The organism is Streptomyces sp. NBC_01775, from assembly GCF_035917675.1.
GTDB lineage: Bacteria > Actinomycetota > Actinomycetes > Streptomycetales > Streptomycetaceae > Streptomyces.
The window spans coordinates 1,518,687-1,538,347 of the sequence record NZ_CP109104.1; the positions used below are offsets into that span (position 1 = coordinate 1,518,687).

The 19,661-nt window shown below is 73.2% G+C and carries 18 protein-coding genes and 1 pseudogene; 11 read left to right on the forward strand and 8 right to left on the reverse strand.

All coding sequences use genetic code 11. From position 1 onward, the window contains the following. Positions 1-337: 337 nt before the first annotated feature. The 7 genes from OHB04_RS07010 (at position 338) to OHB04_RS07040 (ending at position 6,570) form a co-directional block, all read left to right on the forward strand. On the forward strand, positions 338-838 hold the full coding sequence (locus tag OHB04_RS07010) for an Asp23/Gls24 family envelope stress response protein (RefSeq protein WP_326686822.1): 501 nt from the start codon (positions 338-340) through the stop codon (positions 836-838). Between the two features lie 298 nt (positions 839-1,136). Further along, complete coding sequence (locus OHB04_RS07015; RefSeq protein ID WP_326686823.1) at positions 1,137-1,634, forward strand: STAS domain-containing protein; 498 nt, start codon at positions 1,137-1,139, stop codon at positions 1,632-1,634. 509 nt (positions 1,635-2,143) lie between these two features. Beyond that, positions 2,144-3,898: an ATP-binding protein gene (locus OHB04_RS07020; protein WP_326686824.1), complete on the forward strand. Its 1,755-nt coding sequence runs from the start codon at positions 2,144-2,146 to the stop codon at positions 3,896-3,898. 3 nt (positions 3,899-3,901) lie between these two features. After that, positions 3,902-4,306, forward strand: coding sequence for a roadblock/LC7 domain-containing protein (locus OHB04_RS07025; RefSeq protein WP_326686825.1), 405 nt, complete (start codon positions 3,902-3,904; stop codon positions 4,304-4,306). Next, on the forward strand, positions 4,303-4,656 hold the full coding sequence (locus OHB04_RS07030) for a DUF742 domain-containing protein (RefSeq protein ID WP_326686826.1): 354 nt from the start codon (positions 4,303-4,305) through the stop codon (positions 4,654-4,656). The genes OHB04_RS07025 and OHB04_RS07030 overlap by 4 nt, the downstream gene beginning before the upstream one ends. Then, on the forward strand, positions 4,637-5,257 hold the full coding sequence (locus tag OHB04_RS07035) for a GTP-binding protein (protein WP_326686827.1): 621 nt from the start codon (positions 4,637-4,639) through the stop codon (positions 5,255-5,257). Before OHB04_RS07030 ends, OHB04_RS07035 begins: the two co-directional genes overlap by 20 nt. A gap of 173 nt (positions 5,258-5,430) precedes the next feature. After that, positions 5,431-6,570 carry a PP2C family protein-serine/threonine phosphatase gene (locus OHB04_RS07040; RefSeq protein WP_326686828.1) on the forward strand — a complete coding sequence of 380 codons (1,140 nt, stop codon included), beginning with the start codon at positions 5,431-5,433 and terminating at the stop codon, positions 6,568-6,570. Between the two features lie 36 nt (positions 6,571-6,606). Here OHB04_RS07040 and OHB04_RS07045 read toward each other — a convergent pair whose 3' ends face one another. After that, a complete protein-coding gene (locus tag OHB04_RS07045; protein WP_326686829.1) occupies positions 6,607-7,224 on the reverse strand; it encodes a LysE/ArgO family amino acid transporter in 618 nt (205 codons plus the stop codon). Positions 7,225-7,305: 81 nt separating this feature from the next. On the opposite strand from OHB04_RS07045, the gene OHB04_RS07050 reads away from it, so the two are divergent. The 3 genes from OHB04_RS07050 to OHB04_RS07060 all read left to right on the forward strand — a co-directional run bounded on the left by OHB04_RS07050 (position 7,306) and on the right by OHB04_RS07060 (position 10,558). Beyond that, complete coding sequence (locus OHB04_RS07050) at positions 7,306-8,217, forward strand: LysR family transcriptional regulator ArgP (protein WP_326686830.1); 912 nt, start codon at positions 7,306-7,308, stop codon at positions 8,215-8,217. A gap of 54 nt (positions 8,218-8,271) precedes the next feature. After that, positions 8,272-9,594, forward strand: coding sequence for a dGTP triphosphohydrolase (gene dgt / locus OHB04_RS07055; protein WP_326686831.1), 1,323 nt, complete (start codon positions 8,272-8,274; stop codon positions 9,592-9,594). A 70-nt stretch (positions 9,595-9,664) separates the two neighbouring features. Next, complete coding sequence (locus OHB04_RS07060; protein ID WP_326807048.1) at positions 9,665-10,558, forward strand: metallophosphoesterase family protein; 894 nt, start codon at positions 9,665-9,667, stop codon at positions 10,556-10,558. A 31-nt stretch (positions 10,559-10,589) separates the two neighbouring features. On the opposite strand, the gene OHB04_RS07065 is transcribed toward OHB04_RS07060, so the two are convergent. From OHB04_RS07065 to OHB04_RS07085, 5 genes and pseudogenes are all read right to left on the reverse strand, one after another. Further along, positions 10,590-12,359 carry a hypothetical protein gene (locus tag OHB04_RS07065; protein WP_326807049.1) on the reverse strand — a complete coding sequence of 590 codons (1,770 nt, stop codon included), beginning with the start codon at positions 12,357-12,359 and terminating at the stop codon, positions 10,590-10,592. Next, positions 12,356-13,033, reverse strand: coding sequence for an ABC transporter ATP-binding protein (locus OHB04_RS07070; protein ID WP_326809409.1), 678 nt, complete (start codon positions 13,031-13,033; stop codon positions 12,356-12,358). Before OHB04_RS07070 ends, OHB04_RS07065 begins: the two co-directional genes overlap by 4 nt. Before the next feature lie 55 nt (positions 13,034-13,088). Beyond that, positions 13,089-13,607, reverse strand: coding sequence for a GNAT family N-acetyltransferase (locus OHB04_RS07075; RefSeq protein ID WP_326686834.1), 519 nt, complete (start codon positions 13,605-13,607; stop codon positions 13,089-13,091). A gap of 78 nt (positions 13,608-13,685) precedes the next feature. After that, positions 13,686-14,509, reverse strand: a pseudogene (locus OHB04_RS07080) (aldo/keto reductase). A 264-nt stretch (positions 14,510-14,773) separates the two neighbouring features. Beyond that, positions 14,774-15,706 (reverse strand): EamA family transporter, encoded by a 933-nt coding sequence (locus OHB04_RS07085; protein WP_326807050.1) that lies wholly within the window; start codon positions 15,704-15,706, stop codon positions 14,774-14,776. A gap of 68 nt (positions 15,707-15,774) precedes the next feature. Between OHB04_RS07085 and OHB04_RS07090 the strand changes: the two genes are divergently transcribed. After that, on the forward strand, positions 15,775-16,644 hold the full coding sequence (locus tag OHB04_RS07090) for a LysR family transcriptional regulator (RefSeq protein ID WP_326807051.1): 870 nt from the start codon (positions 15,775-15,777) through the stop codon (positions 16,642-16,644). A 72-nt stretch (positions 16,645-16,716) separates the two neighbouring features. On the opposite strand, the gene OHB04_RS07095 is transcribed toward OHB04_RS07090, so the two are convergent. After that, the gene (locus OHB04_RS07095; RefSeq protein WP_326807052.1) at positions 16,717-17,184 is read right to left on the reverse strand and encodes a hypothetical protein; all 468 of its coding nucleotides are present in this window, start codon (positions 17,182-17,184) and stop codon (positions 16,717-16,719) included. 57 nt (positions 17,185-17,241) lie between these two features. After that, on the reverse strand, positions 17,242-19,506 hold the full coding sequence (locus OHB04_RS07100) for a 2-dehydropantoate 2-reductase (protein ID WP_326807053.1): 2,265 nt from the start codon (positions 19,504-19,506) through the stop codon (positions 17,242-17,244). Between the last annotated feature and the right edge of the window lie 155 nt (positions 19,507-19,661).

Sequence of the window (19,661 nt, forward strand, 5' to 3'; positions counted from 1 at the left end):
GAATCAGGCTGTCCCTGCGACTGCCGGCCTCTCCTTCCCACAGCCTGGCCGCGTATTCGTTGCCGTTCGCTTTTGGTGAACGGTGACGGTTTCCGCTGCCTCACCACGGGCCGAACGGCTCTGGGGAAATTGTCGAACGATGCAGTCTCAGTTACCCGGCACTTTCGTCTTCATGCATGCTCCGGAGCGGGCGGGATGCCGCCCGGAAGGAAGCCGCCAGGAGGGAGCGCCGCCGAGCGTCTCAGGAGTTGTGTGCGGCGGCACCGTTCCCCCTCGCGCGAACGGGAGGCAGGCTGTCTCTCACCGGGCGACAGCCGTACTTCATCCAGGAGTCCCTATGACGTCCCAGCAGATCTCCACCCCCGCGGAGAGTACGGCCGGCGCGGCGCAGGCCGGGCCCGGAGCCGGCTCCACCACGGTGAGCGGCGGGGCGCGCGGCGCGGACGAACCCGCCGCCACGCGTGGCAAGACCTCGATCGCGGATGTCGTGGTCGTCAAGATCTCGGGAATGGCCGCCCGCGAGATCCCCGGGGTCCACGACATGGGCGGCGGCCTCTCCCGCACCCTGGGGGCCGTCCGGGACCGCGTGCCGGGCGGCAGGCCGAATGTGCGCCGGGGCGTCAAGGTCGAGGTCGGCGAGCGCCGGACCGCCGTCGATCTGGACCTGGTGCTGGAGTACGGCGTGCCGGTCATGGAGGTGGCCCGCGACGTCCGGGAGAACGTCATCGCCGCCGTGGAGCGGATCACCGGGCTGGAGGTGGTGGAGGTCAACATCGCCGTCAACGACATCCACCTGCCCGACGAGGAGGAGACGACGCCGGACACCCGCGTGGAGTGAGGGTGACCTCTCTTTCACTCCCCCCTCCGGGCTCCCCGGGGCCTGGCCGGCAACTCACGGGGGCCGGGCGTCCCGTGGCCCCCACAATCCGTCACGAGATCTGCCCGGGACGTACGATCACTCTGCACGGGACCAGAGTGAGCTGTCCGAAAGACGCCGACATATACGCGGCGTCCCGCTCAGGGGAGGCATGTTCGCATGGCGTGGTTTGGGATACTCGGGCAGTGTGGGCCCGGAAACAGAAGATCGGCGTGACAAGCCTCATGGCACCGGCGCCTCGCCGGGGGACGGAGGAGGAGTGAGGTCGCGGGAAGACGACCGGCTGGCCATCACCCCGCTCACCGTCAAGGACGAGTGCGCGGTGCTGCGCTTCAGCGGCGAACTGGACCAGGGGTCGGAGCAGTTCTACCTCGACCGCATCGGCGCCGTGGTCGCCACGGGCTACCGCCACCTCGTCCTCGATGTGACGGCCCTGGTCTTCTGCGACTCCCGGGGCCTCAACTGCCTGCTCGCGCTGCGCTGGCTGCTGCACCGCAGGGAAGGCAGCCTTCTGCTGGCGTGCGTGGGGCGCCGGCTGGCCGCCGTGCTCTCACTGACGGGGAGCACCGAGGTGCTGCCGGTCTACTCCAGCGTCAGCCAGGCACTGCGCACCCTCCCCGCCGACCAGCGGCCCGACTGGCCGCCCACCGGCGACACCGCCCCGGGGATCCCGCTGCACAACCCCGAGCCGCTGGAGGCCGCCTGGCAGCGGGAGGACAACCCGCATCTGCCGCTGGACCCGCGCGCCCAGGACTGAGCCGACCGCCGAGTACCGGACAGGGCGCGCCGAGTTGTGAATCTTTCGTGCCCACCGCACGCATCCGCGCCGCAGTTCACACCGGGGCACCGTGATCGGCTTCCGATATCCAACTCACACCTGTGCGCGCAGAGTTATGCCCACAGCGGCCCTCCGGGCGCGGCCACACCATCCGGACCCTGGTGTTCCGTATCCCGGAGATCATCCGCCATGACGCTGTGTGACGAGATTCGGCGGGCCTCGCGTCACTCGTCCGCCCCCGAAACCCCCCACGCCCAGGGCCGTCTGAGGGGCCCTCACCTCTCGGGGGCATGTCCGGGGGGCATGTGCGAACGATGATCACATGCAGCTATGCTGCGACGGGCTCGGAGAGTTGGGGCGGGCATCGCCCCAGGCCACCCCTGACCTGAAGCCGCCTCGGGTCCGCGTGTACGGCGGTCCCGACGGCTTTGTCACGGTGCCAAGCATCCCTTGTCCTGACGTGATCTCCCGATGATTTGAGGATGCTGATGGTTCGTAGTGAATCGTCACCCGGAGGTATACCGTCGCGCTCCGTCGCGGCGTGGGCGGTGCCCGCCGTCGTCACGGCCGTGGCGACCGCGGTCGCCGCGGTGCTGGTACCCGAGCAGGCGCGCGTCGCTGTCGCGCTGTGCGGCGGCGTCGCCACGATCGCCCTGGCTCTGCTCACCGCCGAGGTGGCCCGGCGCGGAAGGGCGTTGGAGGCGCTGCGCGCCGCCAACGAGGAGCGCGTGTCCGCGCTCCAGTACCGGCTCGACCTCCAGGAGGCCAGCACGGTACAGCTCTCCAAGGAGCGGCTTCCCGAGGCGGTGGCCCGGCTCCAGGAGGGCGAGTTCGCCGAGGACGTACTGATGTCCATGCGGCCGGAGGGCCAGGGCCTCAGCCCGCAGTTCCAGGCCGCGCACGAGGCGCTGCTGCGCTCGGTCATCGACGCGGTGGGGGCCGAGGAGAGCATGCGGGACTCGGCGCAGCGCGGTGTGGTCAACATCGCCCGCCGGGTGCAGGCGATCGTCCACCAGCAGGCCACCGACCTGCGGGGCATGGAGGACCGGCACGGCCAGCGGCCCGAGTTCTTCGCCGACCTGCTCCGGCTCGACCACGGCACGGCCCTGATCGGCCGCCTCGCCGACAGCATCGCCGTCCTCGGTGGCGCCCGCCCCGGGCGCCAGTGGGGCAAGGCCGTCCCGCTCTACAGCGTGCTGCGCGGCGCCATGTCGCGGATCCTGGACTACCAGCGGGTCGAGCTGCACTCGGTCGCCGACGTGGCCGTGGTCGGTCCGGCGGTGGAGCCGCTCATCCACGCGCTCGCCGAGCTGCTGGACAACGCCACGCGCTACTCGCCGCCCAAGGCGCGCGTCCATCTGACCGCCGGCGAGGTGCACGTGGGCATCGCCATCGAGATCGAGGACGGCGGCGTCGGGCTGAGCGAGGAGGCGCGCGCCCGTGCCGAGCGCATGCTCAGCGAGGCGCGGGCCGGGATCGACCTCAACGACCTGGGAGAGTCGCCGCGCCTCGGGCTCGCCGTCGTCGGCCGGGTCGCGCAGGCGTACGACTTCCAGGTGTCCCTTCCGCCGTCCGCCTACGGCGGTGTGCGCGCGGTGCTGTGTGTGCCGAAGAACCTGATCACGACCGCGCCCGCGACCGGCAGGGCCCACGGCATCGGCGCGGCATCCGGCCCCCGGCAGGCGCCCCGCCCCGGGCGCGAGTCCTCGGCGCCCGCCGACCCCCGGGCGATCTCCGCGTCGCGGCCGGCCGAGCCCTGGGAGGAGCCGCAGGTACCGGCGGTGGAAGCGCCCAAGGCGGCACACTCCACACCGGATGCCGCGTCCGCGCAGGACTTCACGCTGGCCGCCCCGGCAGGCCCGGAGACGGCCCAGGCCCATCCGGACACCGCGCCGACGGCGGGGGAGACGGCGCGGGCCCGGGTCCCGTACGCCGGACAGGCGGACTTCGCGGCGCCGGACGGCGCGGCAGGTCCCCCGCCCGACGAAGACGAGGAGGCCCCGCCCGTGACCGAACGCACGGCCGGCGGGCTGCCACAGCGGCGCCGCCGCAGCCCCGACCCCAGCGCCCGTGGGGCCTTCGGAACACAACGCCCGGTGCCTCAACCGGGCCCCGCCGCCACCGCGTCGGAGGAACCGGCGCCCGGAGTGTGGATGGCCGAGTTGCAAAGTGGACTGTCCGGCGGAAAGCCGAAGCCGACGCCGACTCGCGGTAGTAGCGACACGTCAGACAAGGATGAGTAGCCGATGGAACAGCGCGCGGACATGGACTGGATGCTTAAGGATCTCGCCGAAAGCGTCCCGCAGACCCGGCACATCGTGGTGCTGTCCTCGGACGGCTTGTGCATGGCCCGGTACGACACGGACATGGACGCCGCCGACCGGCTGGCGGCCATCGGCTCGGGTCTGCAGAGTCTCTCCGTAGCGGTCGCCTCCGAGTTCCCGCACAGCGACGGCCGGATGCGGATGGTCGTGATCGAGGTCAGCGGCGGCTTCATGTATCTGATGGCCGCGGGCTCCGGTGCGCACCTCGCGGTGCTGGCCGACGAGGGCGTGGACGCGGGCCTGGTCGGCCAGTGCATGCGCGACCTGGTGGCCCGGATCGGTGCCCACCTGACCAGCCCGCCCCGCAACGACGGACAGGTTCCGTGAGCGAGTCCGACGGGGTCTGGGACGGAGGCAGCCCGGAGCGGCTGTATGTGATCACCGGCGGGCGGGTCGACTCGTCCGAGCAGGCGGGTCTCGACCTGGTGACGCTGATCGTCTCCCTCCAGGAGCCGAAGGTGGGCATGCAGCCCGAGCTGGCCCAGATCCTGCGGATCTGCCGCTCGCCGCTCTCCGTCGCCGAGATCTCCGCTTATCTGGTCCTCCCCCCGAGCCTGATCAGCGTGCTGCTCACCGATCTGCTGGCCGACGGACGGGTCGAGGCCCGCTCGCCCGACCCGTCGCTCCCCGACATTGCACTGATAGAGGCGGTAATCCATGGACTCGAGAAGCTCTGAGACGGTCGTCGGGCCTCGGAGTGAGGACCGGCTTCCGTCCTCCGCCGCCTCCGCGGTCAAGATCGTGATCGTGGGCGGATTCGGAGTCGGCAAGACCACCCTGGTCCGCTCCGTCAGCGAGATCAGGCCGCTGACGACCGAGGAGACGATGACGCAGGCCAGCGCCGGCGTCGACTCCCTCGCCGGGGTCGAGCGCAAGACCGCGACGACCGTGGCGATGGACTTCGGGCGTATCAGCCTGAGTGACGAGCTGGTGCTGTACCTGTTCGGCACACCGGGCCAGCAGCGCTTCTGGTTCCTGTGGAACGGCCTGTTCGACGGGGCGTTGGGCGCGATCGTGCTGGTCGACACCCGCCGGCTGGAGGTCAGCTTCGATGTGATCGGGCGGCTGGAGGAGGCCGGGGTGCCCTTCGTGGTGGCCGTCAACGCCTTCCCCGATGCCGTCTCCTACCCCACCGAGGAGCTTCGGGCGGCGCTCGACCTGCCGCAGAACGTCCCGATCGTCACCTGTGACGCGCGCCTGCGCGAGTCCAGCCGGGACGTGCTGATCTCCCTGATGCGCTACCTGCGTTCCGTCGCCCTGGCCCCCGAGCCGAGCTAGTTCCGAAGCCGGCGCGGTTCCCAGCCCGGACGACGGCCCGGCCCCGAATAATTGTTCGGGGCCGGGCCGTCGCCGTGTCAACTCCCCCGCCATGGGGGATGGTGTCGCGCCCGGTGGCCGGCGCGGGGCGGGTGAGGATGGACGGGTCTCAGCCCCGCACCTAGGAACGGGCCATGGAGCAGCAACAGGAACCGGGCACGGAGCAGCCGAAGTCCCTGTCCAACCGTGCCTTCCTGCTGTGGAGCCTGGGCCTGACCCTGCTGGTCATCGGGCTCAGCCTGGTGGCGGGCTCGGAGGTGCGGCTGATCGGGCTGCTGATCTTCCTGCCCGCCGTCGCGTCGAGCGTGGGCACCGTACGGCAGACGGTCGCCGCCTCGTGCTGGGCCACGACGGGCGCGGTCGTCTCCACGGCCCGGGCGCCCCAGTACCGGTTCGACGACGGCGTGCTGCTGGTGGTGCTCACCGCGCTCTTCTCGGTGCTCGCCGTCTACGGCTGTCACTGGCGGGTCGCACGGGAGCGGGAGGTGCTGCGGCTGCGCTCGGCGGCAGCCGTGGTCCAGCGGCACATCCTGCACCCGCTGCCCGAGCTGACGGCCCAGGCCCTGGTGGAGGGCGTCTACGAACCCGTGCAGGAGGACAAGCTGTTCGGCGGCGACATCTACGACGTCGCCGACACCCCCTACGGCACCCGGGTCCTCATCGGCGACGTACAGGGCAAGGGCCTCTCGGCGGTGGGCGCCGTCTTCGCCGTCCTGGGTGCCTTCCGCGAGGCGGCACACCGCGAGCAGACGCTGACGGGGCTGGTGGAGTCGCTGGAGACCTCCGTCGTCCGGCACAACGCCTACGCGCGCAGCTCGGGCGAGCCGGAGCGGTTCGTGACCGCGCTGGTGCTCGGCGTCGACGCCGTGGACGAGGAGACGGCCCAGGCCGTCAACTGCGGCCATCTCGCGCCCTATCTGCTGGGCCTGCCCGGCGGCCCCCAACAGGTGCGGCCCGGTGCCGTCAACGTGCCGCTGGGGCTGGCCTCGCTGGTCGCCGAGCCGCGCACCGCCGGCTGGTTCACCTTCCCGCCCGGCACGACGCTGCTCCTCTACACCGACGGGCTGTCCGAGGCGCGGGGCGAGGGGGGCACCTACTATCCGGTGGAGCGCCGGCTGGCCGAGCTGACCGGCCCCGGCGACGGCTCGGCCCTCTCCCCCGGCTCCCTTGTCCAGGCGCTGTGGGAGGACGTGCGCGACTTCAGCCGCCCCCAGCAGCAGGACGACCTCGCCATCCTCACCGTCCACCGCTCCCCCACGGCAGAGCGGGTCTGACGCGCCGAGCGCGCCGTGTGCGGGTGGCGCCGGCCGTCACAGCGCGCCGGCCAGCAGGCTCGTGCCGAGGGCGGCCATGGTCGCGGCGATCAGGATGTCCAAGGTCCGCCAGGCGGTGGGGCGGGCGAAGAAGGGGGTCAGGAGGCGGGCGCCGTAGCCGAGCGCGGCGAACCAGCACACGCTGCCCAGTACGGCGCCGAGGCCGAATTCCCAGCGCAGGGCGCCGTGCCCGGCGGCCAGCGAGCCGAGCAGCAGCACGGTGTCGAGATAGACGTGCGGGTTGAGCCAGGTCAGGGCCAGGCAGGCGAGCAGCGCCCGGCGGGGAGAGCCGGCGCTCGCGCCCTCGGTGGTCATCGCCGACGGACGGAGCGCGCGGCGCGCGGCGAGAGCGGCGTAGCACAGCAGGAACCCGCCGCCCGCCAGCCCCGCGAGGGTCAGCAGGGGCGGCCAGGCGGCGACCGCGGCGCCGATACCGGCGACGCCCGCCACGATCAGCACCAGGTCCGAGGCGGCGCAGACCGCCACCACGGGAAGCACCGCCTCGCGTCGGATGCCCTGACGCAGCACGAAGGCGTTCTGCGAGCCGATGGCGACGATGAGCGAGAGGCCGGTGCCGAATCCGGCGGCCGTCGAGGTCAGAGCAGCTGTTCCCATGCGGACGACGCTAGGAAGCGCACGATCATAAGTACAGTTATGGTTTCTCACGTAACTTAAGTAGTGCTTAAGATTGTGCCTATGCCAGTCTCCGACCTTCCCCTTGATCAGGTGCGCACCTTGCTGGCCGTGGTGGACGAGGGAACCTTCGACGCGGCGGCCACGGCGCTGCATCTGACGCCGTCGGCGGTGAGTCAGCGCGTCAAGGCCCTGGAGAGCAGGACGGGCCGGGTGCTGCTGACGCGGACCAAACCGGTGCGGCCGACCGATTCGGGCCAGGCCGTGGTGCGCTTCGCCCGGCAGGTGGCCCGGCTGGAGCGGGACGCGCGCGCCGAGCTGGGGGCCAGCGGCCCGGACGAGCCGGCGCCGGTGCCCGTCGCGGTGAACGCGGACTCGCTGGCGACCTGGTTCCTGCCCGCGCTGACGCGGGTGCCCGAGGAGCTGCGGCTGTGCTTCGAGCTGCGCCGCGAGGACGAGTTCCACACCACCGAGCTGCTGCGGGAGGGCGTGGTGATGGCGGCGGTGACCTCCTCCGCCGAGGCGGTGGCCGGGTGTTCGGTGCGGCGGCTGGGCCGGATGCGCTATCTGCCGGTGGCCGCGCCCGGGTTCATCGGGCGGCACCTGCCCGGGTGGCCCCGGGCGCCGCTCGGGGAGCTGCTGCCGCAGGCGCCCGTCGTGGTCTTCGACCGGCGCGACTCCCTCCAGGACCAGTTCGTCCGCGAGCTGACCGGTGGTCGCGGCGCCGGGCCGCTGCGCCAGCACGTGCCCACCTCGGAGGGCTTCGCCGAGGCGGTCGAGGCCGGGATGGGCTGGGGGCTGGTGCCCGAACCCCAGGCCCGGCCGCGCCTGCGCGCGGGGACGCTCGCCTTGCTGGCGCCGGAGCGCGGCAAGGATGTCCCCCTGTTCTGGCAGCAGTGGAAGCTGGACTCCCCGCCCCTGGCCGCCACCACCGAGGCGGTCCTGGCCGCCGCGGCCGAGTCGCTGTATCCCTGACCGGGCCCCCGACGCCCGCCGTCCTCCGGGGGGGGCGCCCCGTAACATCCGTGTATGAGACCAGCTTTCTACAGCGACGACGACCTGGAGCAGCACTCGCTGGGCCGCAGGGTGCGGGACGACGGGCAGCGCACGGCCTTCGAGCACGACGTCGACCGCATCACGTACTCCACCCAGTGGCGGGCGCTGGCGGGCAAGAGCCAGGTCGTGGCCAGCGGGGAGCTGGGCGCGTACCACACGCGGCTGACCCATTCCATGAAGGTCGCCCAGCTCGGCAGGCGGATGGCCGAGCGGCTGATGCGCGAGTACGGCGGGCCCGATCCCGCGCTGGTGGAGGCGGCCTGCATGGCGCACGACATCGGCCATCCGCCCTTCGGGCACGCGGGCGAGACGGCACTGCGCGCCACCATGGACGAACTCCGCTTCGCCGAGGGCTCCCTGGACAGCTTCGAGGGCAACGCGCAGACGCTGCGGGTCATCAGCTACCTGGCCGCGCACAAGTACGCCGGCCACCGGGGGCTGCACATGACGCGGGCCTGCATGGACGCCTCCGTCAAGTACCCGTGGGAGCGCGCCCCGCTGGACCGGAGCGCGCTGCGGCACGCCAAGTGGGGCGTCTACGTCGCCGACCGGGAGACCTTCGCCTGGCTGCGGAACGGCAGGAGCGACACCGAGGTCCCCGTCGAGGAGCAAGTGATGGACTGGGCCGACGATGTCACCTACGCCTGCCACGACGTGGAGGACTTCTACCGCACCGGCCTCATCCCCCTGGCCGCGCTGTTCCCCTCGGACGGGGTGGCGGGCGCCGAGACAGCGAGGGAGACCACGCGCTTCTTGGACTACGTGGAGGCCAAACAGCGCGCCGAGGGCAACGGGTTCGACCGTACGGGCGCCCACGAGCTGCTCGCGGATCTCGGCAAGCGGCTGGCCTCCGCGCCGTACGCGGCCACCCACTCCGACGCGGTCGCGGTCAACCGGCGCACCTCCGACCTCATCGACTACCTCACGCGCGGCATCACGCTGGAGGTCTCGGGAGAGGCGGCGATCCGCTACGGTGCGCGGCTGCACGTTCCCGCCGGACTGCGCGCGGCCTGCGACCTGTTGAAGGAGCTGGTGTGGTGCTACGTCATCGACCGCCCGGCGCTGCGCACCCAGCAGCACGGCAAGCGCCGCATCGTCGGCGAACTGCTGCGCTGGAACCACGAGTCGCCCTCGCTGCTGCCGCCGGAGCGCGCCGAGGAGCTGGAGTCGCACGGCGACACGCTGCGGGCCTCGGCCGACCACATCGCCTCGCTCACCGAGGCCCAGGCCCTGGCGCTGCACCGCAAGCTCTCCGGGACGGGGCTGGGCTCGGTCAGCGACAACGTCGTCCTGTGAGTGCCCTGCGGCGCGGGCCGGTTGAGAACGCGTTATCGTCGGCCCGGACGATCGGAGGGAGGATCGCGCGATGACACCCGGCCCGTCCGGCACACCCGGCGCATCCGGCCGGGGCCGCCTTCTCGCGGTGAGCGATCTGCATGTGGGGGTGGCGGACAACCGTCCCCTCATCGAGTCGCTGCGCCCCTCCTCCGAGGAGGACTGGCTGATCGTCGCCGGGGACGTGGCGGAGGTCGCCCGCGATGTGGAGTGGGGCCTGCGACTGCTCGCGGACCGGTTCGCCCGGGTGATCTGGACGCCGGGGAACCACGAGCTGTGGACACCCCGGCAGGACCCCCACCAACTGCGCGGCACCGCGCGCTACACACACCTGGTTCAGCTGTGCCGCGAGATCGGGGTGGCGACTCCCGAGGACCCGTATCCGGTGTGGCGGGGTCCTGGCGGGCCGGTGGCCATCGCCCCGGTGTTCGTGCTGTACGACTACACCTTCCGGGTGGCCGGCACGGCGACGAAGGAGGAGTCGCTGGCCCGCGCCTACGAGGCGGGGGTCGTGTGCACGGACGAGTATCTGCTGCACCCCGACCCGTACCCCACCATCGACGCCTGGTGCGGGGCGCGGGTGGCCGAGACGCGGCGGCGGCTCGACGAGCATGACCCGCAGGTCCCGCTGGTGCTGGTGAGCCACTGGCCGCTGGTGCGGGAGCCGACCTCGGTGATGTGGTATCCGGAGTTCGCGCAGTGGTGCGGTACGGAGCTGACGGCCGACTGGCACACGCGGTACAACGTGGCGGCCTCGGTCTACGGCCATCTGCACATCCCCCGCACCACCCACTACGACGGCGTCCGCTTCGAGGAGGTCTCGATCGGATACCCGCGGGAGTGGCGAAGGCGGGGCCATCCGCGCGGCCTGCTGCGGCAGATCCTCCCCGAGCCGCCGCAGGAAGCCGAGTCCGCGAAGGCGTAGCGGTGCCGCGCCGCGGGCGGGCCCCCGGGCCTCAGCGCTTCGGCCCGCGCAGTTTTCCGGACAGCCGGTGGGCGGCCAGCAGCACCCCGGCCGGGAGAGCCAGCGCCGACGCGACGGCGTACGCCAGCGCCCCGCCCGACGGCTCCGGCCCGAGGGTGCCGCCCAGCGCGAGCGTCAGGCCGGTGACCGAGACCAGCGCGGGCGCGGTGTACCAGAGCGCGAAGACGAACGCGCTCGGGTCGCCGAAGGGCGTCGAGAGGCCGAGGAACAGCAGCTCGGTGCGCACCGGACCGCGCACCGCCGCGAGGATCGCGGCGGCGGCGAACGTCAGGGCGCACAGCGGCATCAGCGCCAGCGCGCGCGTCCCGCCGTTCAGCGCGAACGGTATGGCCGCGAGCAGCGCGAGCAGCGCCCCCGCCAGCGCCGGTACGAGCGCGTGGTGCAGCATCAGCGTCGCGAAGCGGAAGGGCGACCAGGAGGAGCGCCGCAGGTCGTCGGCCTCCAGCCGGGCCGGTTCCGCCAGCTTGCCGACGGCTAGGTAGCCGAGCAGCAGCGCGGCGGCCAGCAGCACGGTCCGGCCGCCCGCCGAGTGGAGCGAGGCGGCGAGCCCCGCGCCTCCCGCGCCCGCCCCCGTCCACAGCGCGGCGCCGGCGAGCCTGCCGGGCGCCCGCAGGAGGGCCACCGCGTCGCGCCACACCACCACCAGGTGCCGGTGGCGCGGAATCGGCAGCAGCCTGCGCCGTGCCCGGCCCCCGTGCCCGCCCACCGCGTCGGAGACCGCGAGCCGGGCCGCGCGCAGCTCGATCGACCACAGCACGGAGGCGACCGTCGCGGCGGTCGCTGCCCGCACCCTCAACAGCCTGGTCGGAACGCTCGCCGCCACCACATGGGCGTGCCAGAGCGCCGCGAGGGTGCCGGCCACCAGCAGCGCGACCGCCACGGGCCAGGCACCGGCCGCACCGCTCGCCGGGCCGCCCGTCGCGTGCACGACGGGCGCCGCGGCCCAGCCCCAGGGCCCGGACCACAGGAGGAACGCCTCCAGCACGCCCAGGCGCCGTCCGGCGGCGGCCGTCGCCGCCTGCGCGGCGAGCGCCATCAGGAGCAGCACCGCGCAGGGCGTCAGGGCCCGCACCCGGCGTGCCGACGAGGGGTGCCGCTCGACGCGGAGGGCCAGGGCCGCGGCGAGCAGCGGCAGGCAGACCCCGGCGGGCAGGCACAACGCGAGCGCCTCGCCCAGCGGCGTCAGCCCCGCCAGCCACAGCAGCGCGGACCCGACGGCGGCGCAGAGCACACCGGCGGCGAGCGCGAGGGAGGCGGTGAGCCGGAAGGCCGGACGCAGCACCCGGGCCCGGTCGACGGGCTGGCCCAGCAGCCAGGCCACGTCGGGGCGCGGCACGATCACGGGTCCGCGCCACAGCGCGTCGCGCGCGGCGGCCAGCGCGAGGGCGAGGGCGAGCAGCACGAGGGCCGAGGGCAGTGCGCGGCGGAGGGCCTCCGCGGTGTCGCCCTGCGCTGCGGCGTATTCGAGCTGCCGCGCGAAGCGGTATCCGAATGTGCTGCCGTATCCGAGGACGAGCAGGAGCACCGTATAGCCGGCGAGGCCCAGTTCGCGGTTGCGCCTGCTGCGGTGGCCGCGGCGCAGCTCGCGCAGCCGGCGGAGCGTCTCGGGGGTCCGGTCGGACTCGGGGGTCCAGGCCGCGTCGTCCTCGGCCTCGCCCTCGCTTGTCTCGGCGTCGTCCAGCGCCCCCTCCGGTATCTCCCCGGGCGCCTCGGAGGCCGCTTCCGTGGCTCGCTCGGTCACGCGAGGCCGCCGTGGGGGTCGAGGATCGCGGCGGGTTCACCGGCCGCGATGACCTTGCCGTCCTCCAGGACGACGACGTGATCGGCCACAGCGTGGACGAGTTCGGCCTGGTGGGTGGCGAGCAGCACGGCGACGCCGTCGTCCTTCTCGCCGTTCAGCAGCTGGGCGAGGCGTGCGCGCGCGCCGGGGTCGAGGCGCTGTTCGGGCTCGTCGAGGACGAGCAGATCGCGGGGCCGTACGAGCGCGGCGGCGAGCATGAGGGCCTGGGTCTGCCCGGAGGAGAGGGCCGAGGGCAGGTGGTGTGCGTGCCCGGCGAGCCCCCGGTCGGCCAGCACCTGGCCGATCCACGCGTCGGCACCGGCGACGTCGTGGGCCACGGTGATCAGTTCGAGGTGGTCGCGCACGGTCAGGTCCGGGTAGAAGGCGACGGTGTCGCCCGCGACGGCGACGCGGGCCCGCACTTCGGGGTCGTCCTCGTCGACGGGCCTGCCGTCGAACAGCGCCTGCCCGGTGCTCGGCAGGTCCCGGCCGACGGCGATGCGCAGCAGCGTGGACTTGCCGGAGCCGTTGTGTCCGAACAGGGCGGTGCACGTTCCCTCGGCCACGTCCAGGTCCAGCGGGTGCAGTGCCTTCAGCTGTCCGTAGGCCCTGCTGACCCCGCGCAGCCGCAGCAGCGCACCGCTCTCCTCCGCGCCGCCCTGGCGCCGGACGGCGGGGCCGGGGCCGGGCCTAGTCACGGTGGCGGGTGTACACGGTGATGTCCTTGCCGAGGAAGGTGTCCTGGCGGGAGGGGGCGAAGCCGAGGCGTTCGGCGACGCGGGCCGAGCCGGTGTTGGCGGGGGCGATCATCGAGGTGAGGTAGGGGACGTCGAGGTGGGCGAAGCCCCACTCGACGCAGGCGCGGGCCGCCTCGGTGGCGTAGCCGTGCCCCCAGACGGCGGGCCGGAGGGTCCAGCCCGCCTCCACCTCGTCGAACTCCTCCCAGTGGTTGAGCCCGCAGCGGCCCAGGAACTCCCCGGTCTCCTTCAGTTCGACCGCACACAGGCCGTGCCCCCGGGTGGCCCACTGCCGCTCGATCCCCGCGAGCCGCTCGCGCGCCTGCTCGTGGGTGAAGGAGGGCGTGAACCGGTGGACGCGGGGGTCGGCTTGCAGTTCGACCAGAAGGTCCGTGTAGTCCAGGGTCAGTGGCCTCATGATCAGCCGCTCCGTGGTGATCACCGCATCGGGCCGGCTCTCGGGGGAGTTCATGGGCGCCATGCTCTCAAACGGCCCCGGAGCGGCCTCGGGCGGTCGGCAGCGGCCTCGGACCGCCGGTGGAAGGTGCCGTCAGTTGAAGGTGTCGGGGTCGGGGCCGGTGCGCAGGCCCTGGTCGAGCGCGGCGATGGCGTCGATGTCGGCGTCCGTCAGCTCGAAGCCGAAGACGTCGGGGTTTGCCGGATGCGCTCGGGGGTGACCGACTTGGGGATCACGACGTTGCCGGTCTGGAGGTGCCAGCGCAGCACGACCTGGGCGGGGGTGACGCCGTGCCGCGCGGCGATCGAGACGAGCGCCTCGTCCTGGAGCAGATACCCCTGGGCGAGCGGGCTCCAGGCTTCGGTGACGATGCCGCGCGCGGCGTGGAACGCGCGCAGCTGGGCCTGCTGGAGGCCGGGATGCAGCTCGATCTGGTTGACGGCCGGCACGATGCCGGAGTGCTCCAGCAGCCGCCGCAGGTGTTCGGTCTGGAAGTTGGAGACGCCGATGGCCCGGGTGCGGCCGTCGGCGAGCAGCTCCTCGAAGGCGTGCCAGGTGTCGAGGTAGGTGTCGCGGGCGGGCAGGGGCCAGTGGATGAGGTAGAGGTCCACGTGGTCGAGGCCCAGCTTGTCCAAGGAGGCGTCGAAGGCGGCGAGGGTGGCGTCGTAGCCCTGGTCGTCGTTCCACAGCTTGGTGGTGACGAACAGCTCGTCGCGGGCCAGCCCGGAGGCGGCGAGGGCCTGGCCGACGCCGCGTTCGTTGCCGTAGACGGCGGCGGTGTCGATGCTGCGGTAGCCCGCTTCGAGGGCGGTGCTGACGGCGTCGGCGGTCTCGTCGTCGGGCACCTGGAAGACGCCGAAGCCCAGCTGCGGCATCGTCACGCCGTTGTTCAGCGGTACGTCGGGGATCGAGGGCATGGGTGATCCTTTCGGGGCGGATCGTGATTCGTGGCCGGTCGTGAGGCGGGCTCTCCGCCATGCGGCGGCTTCCCCGCACGAGGGTGGGCGGGACGGCGTCGTCCACGCGCGGTGCCGCGCCGGAGCCGGCGGAGGCGCGCCCGGATGCCGTACCCGCACGGACTCCCCGCACGGACTCCCCGAGTCACTTGCACGCGCTGAATACATGCAATCGCACTAAAAGTGCGCGGTCACGACACCGTTCTCGTCACGGCCACGGTGCGATCAGCGCAAGGCCCTCGGCGGCGGCGCGGCCTTGGTACGACGCGCGGGCCGTCGCCGACCGGTGCCCACGCAGACGGTGTTCGCCGCGACGATCACGACGATGGCCAGCGACGACGCCAGGTCGAGACGCTGATCGAGGACCAGCAGGCCGACCAGTGCGGCGAACACCGGATTGACGCTCATGAAGACCCCGAAGAAGTGGGCGGGCACCCGGCGCAGGGCGAGCAGGTCGGCGAGGAACGGCACGGCGGAGGACAGCGCGCCCGCCGCCAGCGCGCACAGCAGGGCACCGGGGGTGGGCCGGTGAAGCCACAGGACGACGATGCCGACGGGCAGGTAGAGCAGACCGGAGACGGCCGCGGCGGCGGCCGAACCCTGCACTCCGGGCAGGCGCTCGTCGACAGCCCGGTTGAGCAGGATGTAGCACCCCCAGCAGAGGGCGGCCAGCAGCGCCAGACCGATGCCGGGGTAGTCGGTGCTGGGGCCGGGACGGGCGAGGACCACCACCGCCACGGCAGCCGAGAGAGCACAGACCAGATCGGTACGGCGGCGGGAGGCCATCAGCGCCACCACGAGCGGGCCGAGGAATTCCAGGGTGACCGCGAGACCGAGCCCGATCCGGTCGATCGCCGCGTACAGCGCCAGGTTCATGGTCGCGAACACCGCGGCCAGCCCCAGCACAAGCCGCCACTGCGCGGCGGTGAAGGAGCGCAGCCTCGGCCGGCCCGCGCCCATCAGCACCACGGCGGCCACCCACTGGCGCACCGCCACCACACCCACCGGCCCGAGGACCGGAAAGGCGAGCGCGGCGATGGACGCGCCAACCTGGTTGGACAGGCCGCTGCCCAGCATCAGCGCCATCCCCGGCCAGCGGGGAGAAGGTGCCTGGGCCTGGGCGGACGCCGTCGGCTCCGCGCGCGTGTCGATCGCCATGGCCCGACCATCCACCACACCGGCGCATACGAAAAATGCATCCGATGCCGTACCTATACGCTGGGCGCATGGATGGTCATCCGGAGCTGGAACTGCGGCACCTGCGCTGCCTGGTCGCGATCGTCGACACCGGCAGCTTCACCGACGCGGCCATCGAGCTGGGCGTCTCCCAGGCGGCGGTCTCCCGCACACTGCTCGCGCTGGAGAGGGTCCTCGACGTGCGGCTGCTGCACCGCACCAGCCGCACCGTCACGCCCACCACCGCCGGCGTGCAGGTCCTCGCCCGCGCCAGACACCTGCTCACCGAGGCGGACAACCTGATACGCGAGGCCACGATCGGCCACACCCGGCTGCACATCGGTCACGCCTGGTCCGCGATGGGCCCGCACACCGCCGAGTTCCAGCGCCGCTGGCACACTCGCCACCCCGACATCGAACTCCGCCTGATCCGCCACAACTCCCCCACGGGCGGCCTCGCCGAGGGGTTGTGCGACCTCGCCGTCGTCCGCACAGCCATCGACACCCGCCGCTACGCCCACGCCCTCGTCGGCCAGGAGCGCCGCTTCGTCGCCCTCGCCTCCGACGACCCGTGGACCAGACGCCGCAGCATCCGGCTGGCGGAGATCCGCGAGCGCACCGTGGCGGCGGACCGCCGCACCGGCACTACCACCTTGGACCTGTGGCCCGAAGGCGACCGCCCCGCGGTGGAGTACACCCACGACGTCGACGACTGGCTCGCCGCCATCGCCACCGGCCGCTGCGTCGGCGTCACCCCGCGGGCCACCGCGACCCAGTACCGCCGTGACGGCATCGCCTACCGCCCCGTGCGCGACGCCGACCCCGTTCCCGTCCACCTCATCTGGCGCCGCCACGACCCCCACCCCGCCACCCACTCCGCCGTCGCGCTGCTCGCCGACCTCTACCGTGAGCACGCCTGACGACAGAGCGGGGGGATCAGGTGCAGGGGCGGGGCTCCTGAGCAAGCGCCGGGCCGAGGCGCCCGGCGCGGCTCAGCCGCCGAGGCGGGTGGTGGCCTCCGTGACGAAGGCGGAGATCAGCTCCTTCGTCTCCCGCCGTCGCCGGTCCAACTCGGCGCGCTCCTCCGTCCTCGGCAGCTCCTCGATGGCGTCGAGGACGCCCGTCGCCCGCGCGCCCAGCGCCCCGTCGCTCAGCATCCGCACGCGGAACAGCGCCTCCTGTGCCTCGCTGCGCAGGTCGTAGGAGCGCGTCCGGGCCTCGCCCGGGTCGGCGGGCGGCGGGTCCTCGTGCTCGCAGAACCAGCGGTGCACCAGCGCGCGGCGGTAGTTGAGGAGGGCGCTGGCGTAGCGGCCGAAGACCTCCAGCCGCTCCTGCCGCAGCCGCTCCCGGCGGGCGAACTCCTCGGTGCGCGCGACGGTGCGCTGCTGGAAGGCGTGGGTCAGGCCCGCTCCGAGGAGTGTTCCGAGAACGGCTACGGCGCTCGCGATGACGGCTTCCACGCGGGCCAGTCGATCACACCTCGCTCAGCCGGTCACCCGGCCGCCCGCACCGGTCCCTCAGCCGGTGAACGAGGCGAGGAGCGCGGCGGCGAGTGCCGAGCGGGTCACCATGCCGGAGACGGTGGCGTGTTCGGAGCGGGCGTGGGCGCCGCCGCCGACGGCGCCGAGGCCGTCGAGCACAGGAGTGCCCGCCGACTGGGCGAAGTTGCCGTCGCTGGCGCCGCCGACCGAGGCCTCGCGCAGGTCGAGCCCCAGGGGCGCGGCGCAGCGGTGGGCCAGGTCGTAGAGGGCGGCGACCTCCGGCGTCCGCTCGAAGACGGGACGGTTCCAGCCGCCCGTCAGCGTCAGGCGCGTGCCCGGCAACGCGGGCTCCAGGGCGGCGAGCGCGTCGGCGATCCGGCGCTGTTCGTCCGCGTGGGCGACCCGTACGTCGAGGTCGGCGACGGCTTCGCCGGCCGTGACGTTGCTGCGCGTCCCGCCGTGCAGGACACCGACGTTGACGCTGGTACCGGCGTCGTGATCGGCGAGCGCGGCGAGCCGCAGGGTCTGGTGCGCCGCCTCGTGGACGGCGCTCGCGCCCGCCGTGGGGTCGAGTCCGGCGTGCGCCTCCTCGCCGTGCACGGTCAGCCGGAAGAGACCGACGCCCTTGCGTGCCGTCTTGAGCGCGCCGCCGTCGGCGCTCGCCTCGAAGACGAGCGCCGCGCGGGAGCGGCGGGCCTCGGCGGCGATCGCCTCGCTGGAGGCCAGGCTGCCCGTCTCCTCGTCGCCGTTCAGTAGCAACGTGCAGGCGGGGCGCGGCAGTCCGAGCGCGTCCAGGGCCCGCAGCGCCCACACCAGCTGCACCAGCCCGCCCTTCATGTCGAAGACGCCGGGCCCGCTCAGCACGTCGCCCTCGCGGGTGAAGGGCCACTCGGCGAGGGTGCCGGCGGGCCAGACGGTGTCGTAGTGGCACAGCAGCAGCAGGGGCGGCTCAACTCCGCGCTCCCCGGGCCCGGTTGCCGCGTACCGGCGCAGGAGGATGTCGCCCGCGCCGTCCCTCGGGAGCAGTTCCTCCTCCTGCGGGGCGCCGAGCGCGTCGTCCAGCCAGCCTCGCAGCCAGGTCAGGCAGGCCTCCAGTGCGGCGGGGTCGTCACTGGGGCTCTCCAGCGCGGTGTAGGCGGCCAGATCGGCGACCATGTCCTCCTGGCGCGCCTCCAGCCAGGTGTGCACCTCGCGGGTCTGCTCCTCGGTGAGGAGGGCGCGTCCGGGGAGGGCCGGAGCCTCCCGCCGGCCGCCCTCTGCGAGCCGGTCGAGCGCGTCGAGCCGGGATTCGGCCATGCGCTCGGGGTGGCCCTCCAACTCCCTTAGTCCGGCTATCACTTCGCGCAGTACGGGGGTCCCGACGCCGGCCTTGGCCGCCTCTTGGAAGACGGTCTCGTAGTGGGTGGTGACCTCGACGGGGCGGTGGCGGACGGCCAGGTCCCGCCAGATGCCGCTGCGGTCCTTGGCCTGGGTGCGCAGCCACGCGGTGAGGCGGCCGGCGGCCTCCTCGCGCTCCCCCCTCCCGGCGCCGGCGCGGAAGGCGAGGGCCTCGAACGCGTCGAAGGGCTCCAGCCGGATACCGAGCGCGTCCGCGACGTCGAAGACCTCGCGGGCCGCCGCGTACATCGCCGGGCGGTGCCGGTCGATCAGGTCGGCCATCGCGTCGTCGGCGAGCGCGGTCACGGCGAGCATCGCGCCGAAGCCCGCCTTGGCCCACAGATAGCCCTCGACGTTGTCGCTGGCCACGGCCCCGGTGCCGGGACGCAGGACCTCGACCAGCTCCCGGACCCGCTCGCCGGCCGGGGCGCCGCCCACCTCGCCGAGCACGAGGGCGCCGGGGCCGCCGTCGCGGATGACGCCGGGGCTCTGGACGTCGGCGAAGATGTTCACGAACGCGGCGACGGTGCGCTCCGCGCCGATGTGCTGGGCGATCAGCGGCTCGTTGAAGCCGTTCTGCACGGACACGACGAAGCCGTCCGCCGCCAGGCGCGGCGCGATCCAGCCGATCGCCTTCTCGGTGGCCTGTGCCTTGACGGCGAGCAGCACCCGCCGCAGCGGCGGCCCGTCGAACTCCTCGGGGGTGCGGGCGTCCACTTCCACCACGTCGCTCCCGCCGTCGGGGCGCAGCACCCGCAGTCCGTGCGCGCGGAGGGCGGCGACGTGGGCCGGGTCGGCGTCGATGAGGGTGACGGGACGCCCGGCGCGGACCAGCGCGTGGGCGAGGGTGCCGCCGATGGCACCACCCCCGACCACGATGATGACGTCGGAGACGTCAGAGGTCTCAGAGGTGTCGGCGGTCATGCGAAGGTCCTTTCTCTGCGCGGGCCGCGGTGCTGCGAGTCGCGGTGCTGCGGGAGTCGTACGAGTGGTGCGAAAACCGTGCGGGCCCCCGCTCGGGGACGAGAGGTGTGCCGTACGCGGAGGGGGCGTACCGACCGGTCGTCGTGCGCGGAGGG

What these genes read in the sequence shown, in the direction of transcription:
- OHB04_RS07025 (WP_326686825.1), top strand. Translation starts at nt 3,902, where the DNA reads ATGGAACAGCGCGCGGACATGGACTGGATGCTTAAGGATCTCGCCGAA.
- OHB04_RS07075 (WP_326686834.1), bottom strand. Translation starts at nt 13,607, where the DNA reads ATGAACTCCCCCGAGAGCCGGCCCGATGCGGTGATCACCACGGAGCGG.
- OHB04_RS07090 (WP_326807051.1), top strand. Translation starts at nt 15,775, where the DNA reads ATGGATGGTCATCCGGAGCTGGAACTGCGGCACCTGCGCTGCCTGGTC.
- OHB04_RS07100 (WP_326807053.1), bottom strand. Translation starts at nt 19,506, where the DNA reads ATGACCGCCGACACCTCTGAGACCTCTGACGTCTCCGACGTCATCATC.
- OHB04_RS07040 (WP_326686828.1), top strand. Translation starts at nt 5,431, where the DNA reads ATGGAGCAGCAACAGGAACCGGGCACGGAGCAGCCGAAGTCCCTGTCC.
- OHB04_RS07010 (WP_326686822.1), top strand. Translation starts at nt 338, where the DNA reads ATGACGTCCCAGCAGATCTCCACCCCCGCGGAGAGTACGGCCGGCGCG.
- OHB04_RS07050 (WP_326686830.1), top strand. Translation starts at nt 7,306, where the DNA reads ATGCCAGTCTCCGACCTTCCCCTTGATCAGGTGCGCACCTTGCTGGCC.
- OHB04_RS07035 (WP_326686827.1), top strand. Translation starts at nt 4,637, where the DNA reads ATGGACTCGAGAAGCTCTGAGACGGTCGTCGGGCCTCGGAGTGAGGAC.
- OHB04_RS07085 (WP_326807050.1), bottom strand. Translation starts at nt 15,706, where the DNA reads ATGGCGATCGACACGCGCGCGGAGCCGACGGCGTCCGCCCAGGCCCAG.
- OHB04_RS07060 (WP_326807048.1), top strand. Translation starts at nt 9,665, where the DNA reads ATGACACCCGGCCCGTCCGGCACACCCGGCGCATCCGGCCGGGGCCGC.
- dgt (WP_326686831.1), top strand. Translation starts at nt 8,272, where the DNA reads ATGAGACCAGCTTTCTACAGCGACGACGACCTGGAGCAGCACTCGCTG.
- OHB04_RS07045 (WP_326686829.1), bottom strand. Translation starts at nt 7,224, where the DNA reads ATGGGAACAGCTGCTCTGACCTCGACGGCCGCCGGATTCGGCACCGGC.
- OHB04_RS07020 (WP_326686824.1), top strand. Translation starts at nt 2,144, where the DNA reads ATGGTTCGTAGTGAATCGTCACCCGGAGGTATACCGTCGCGCTCCGTC.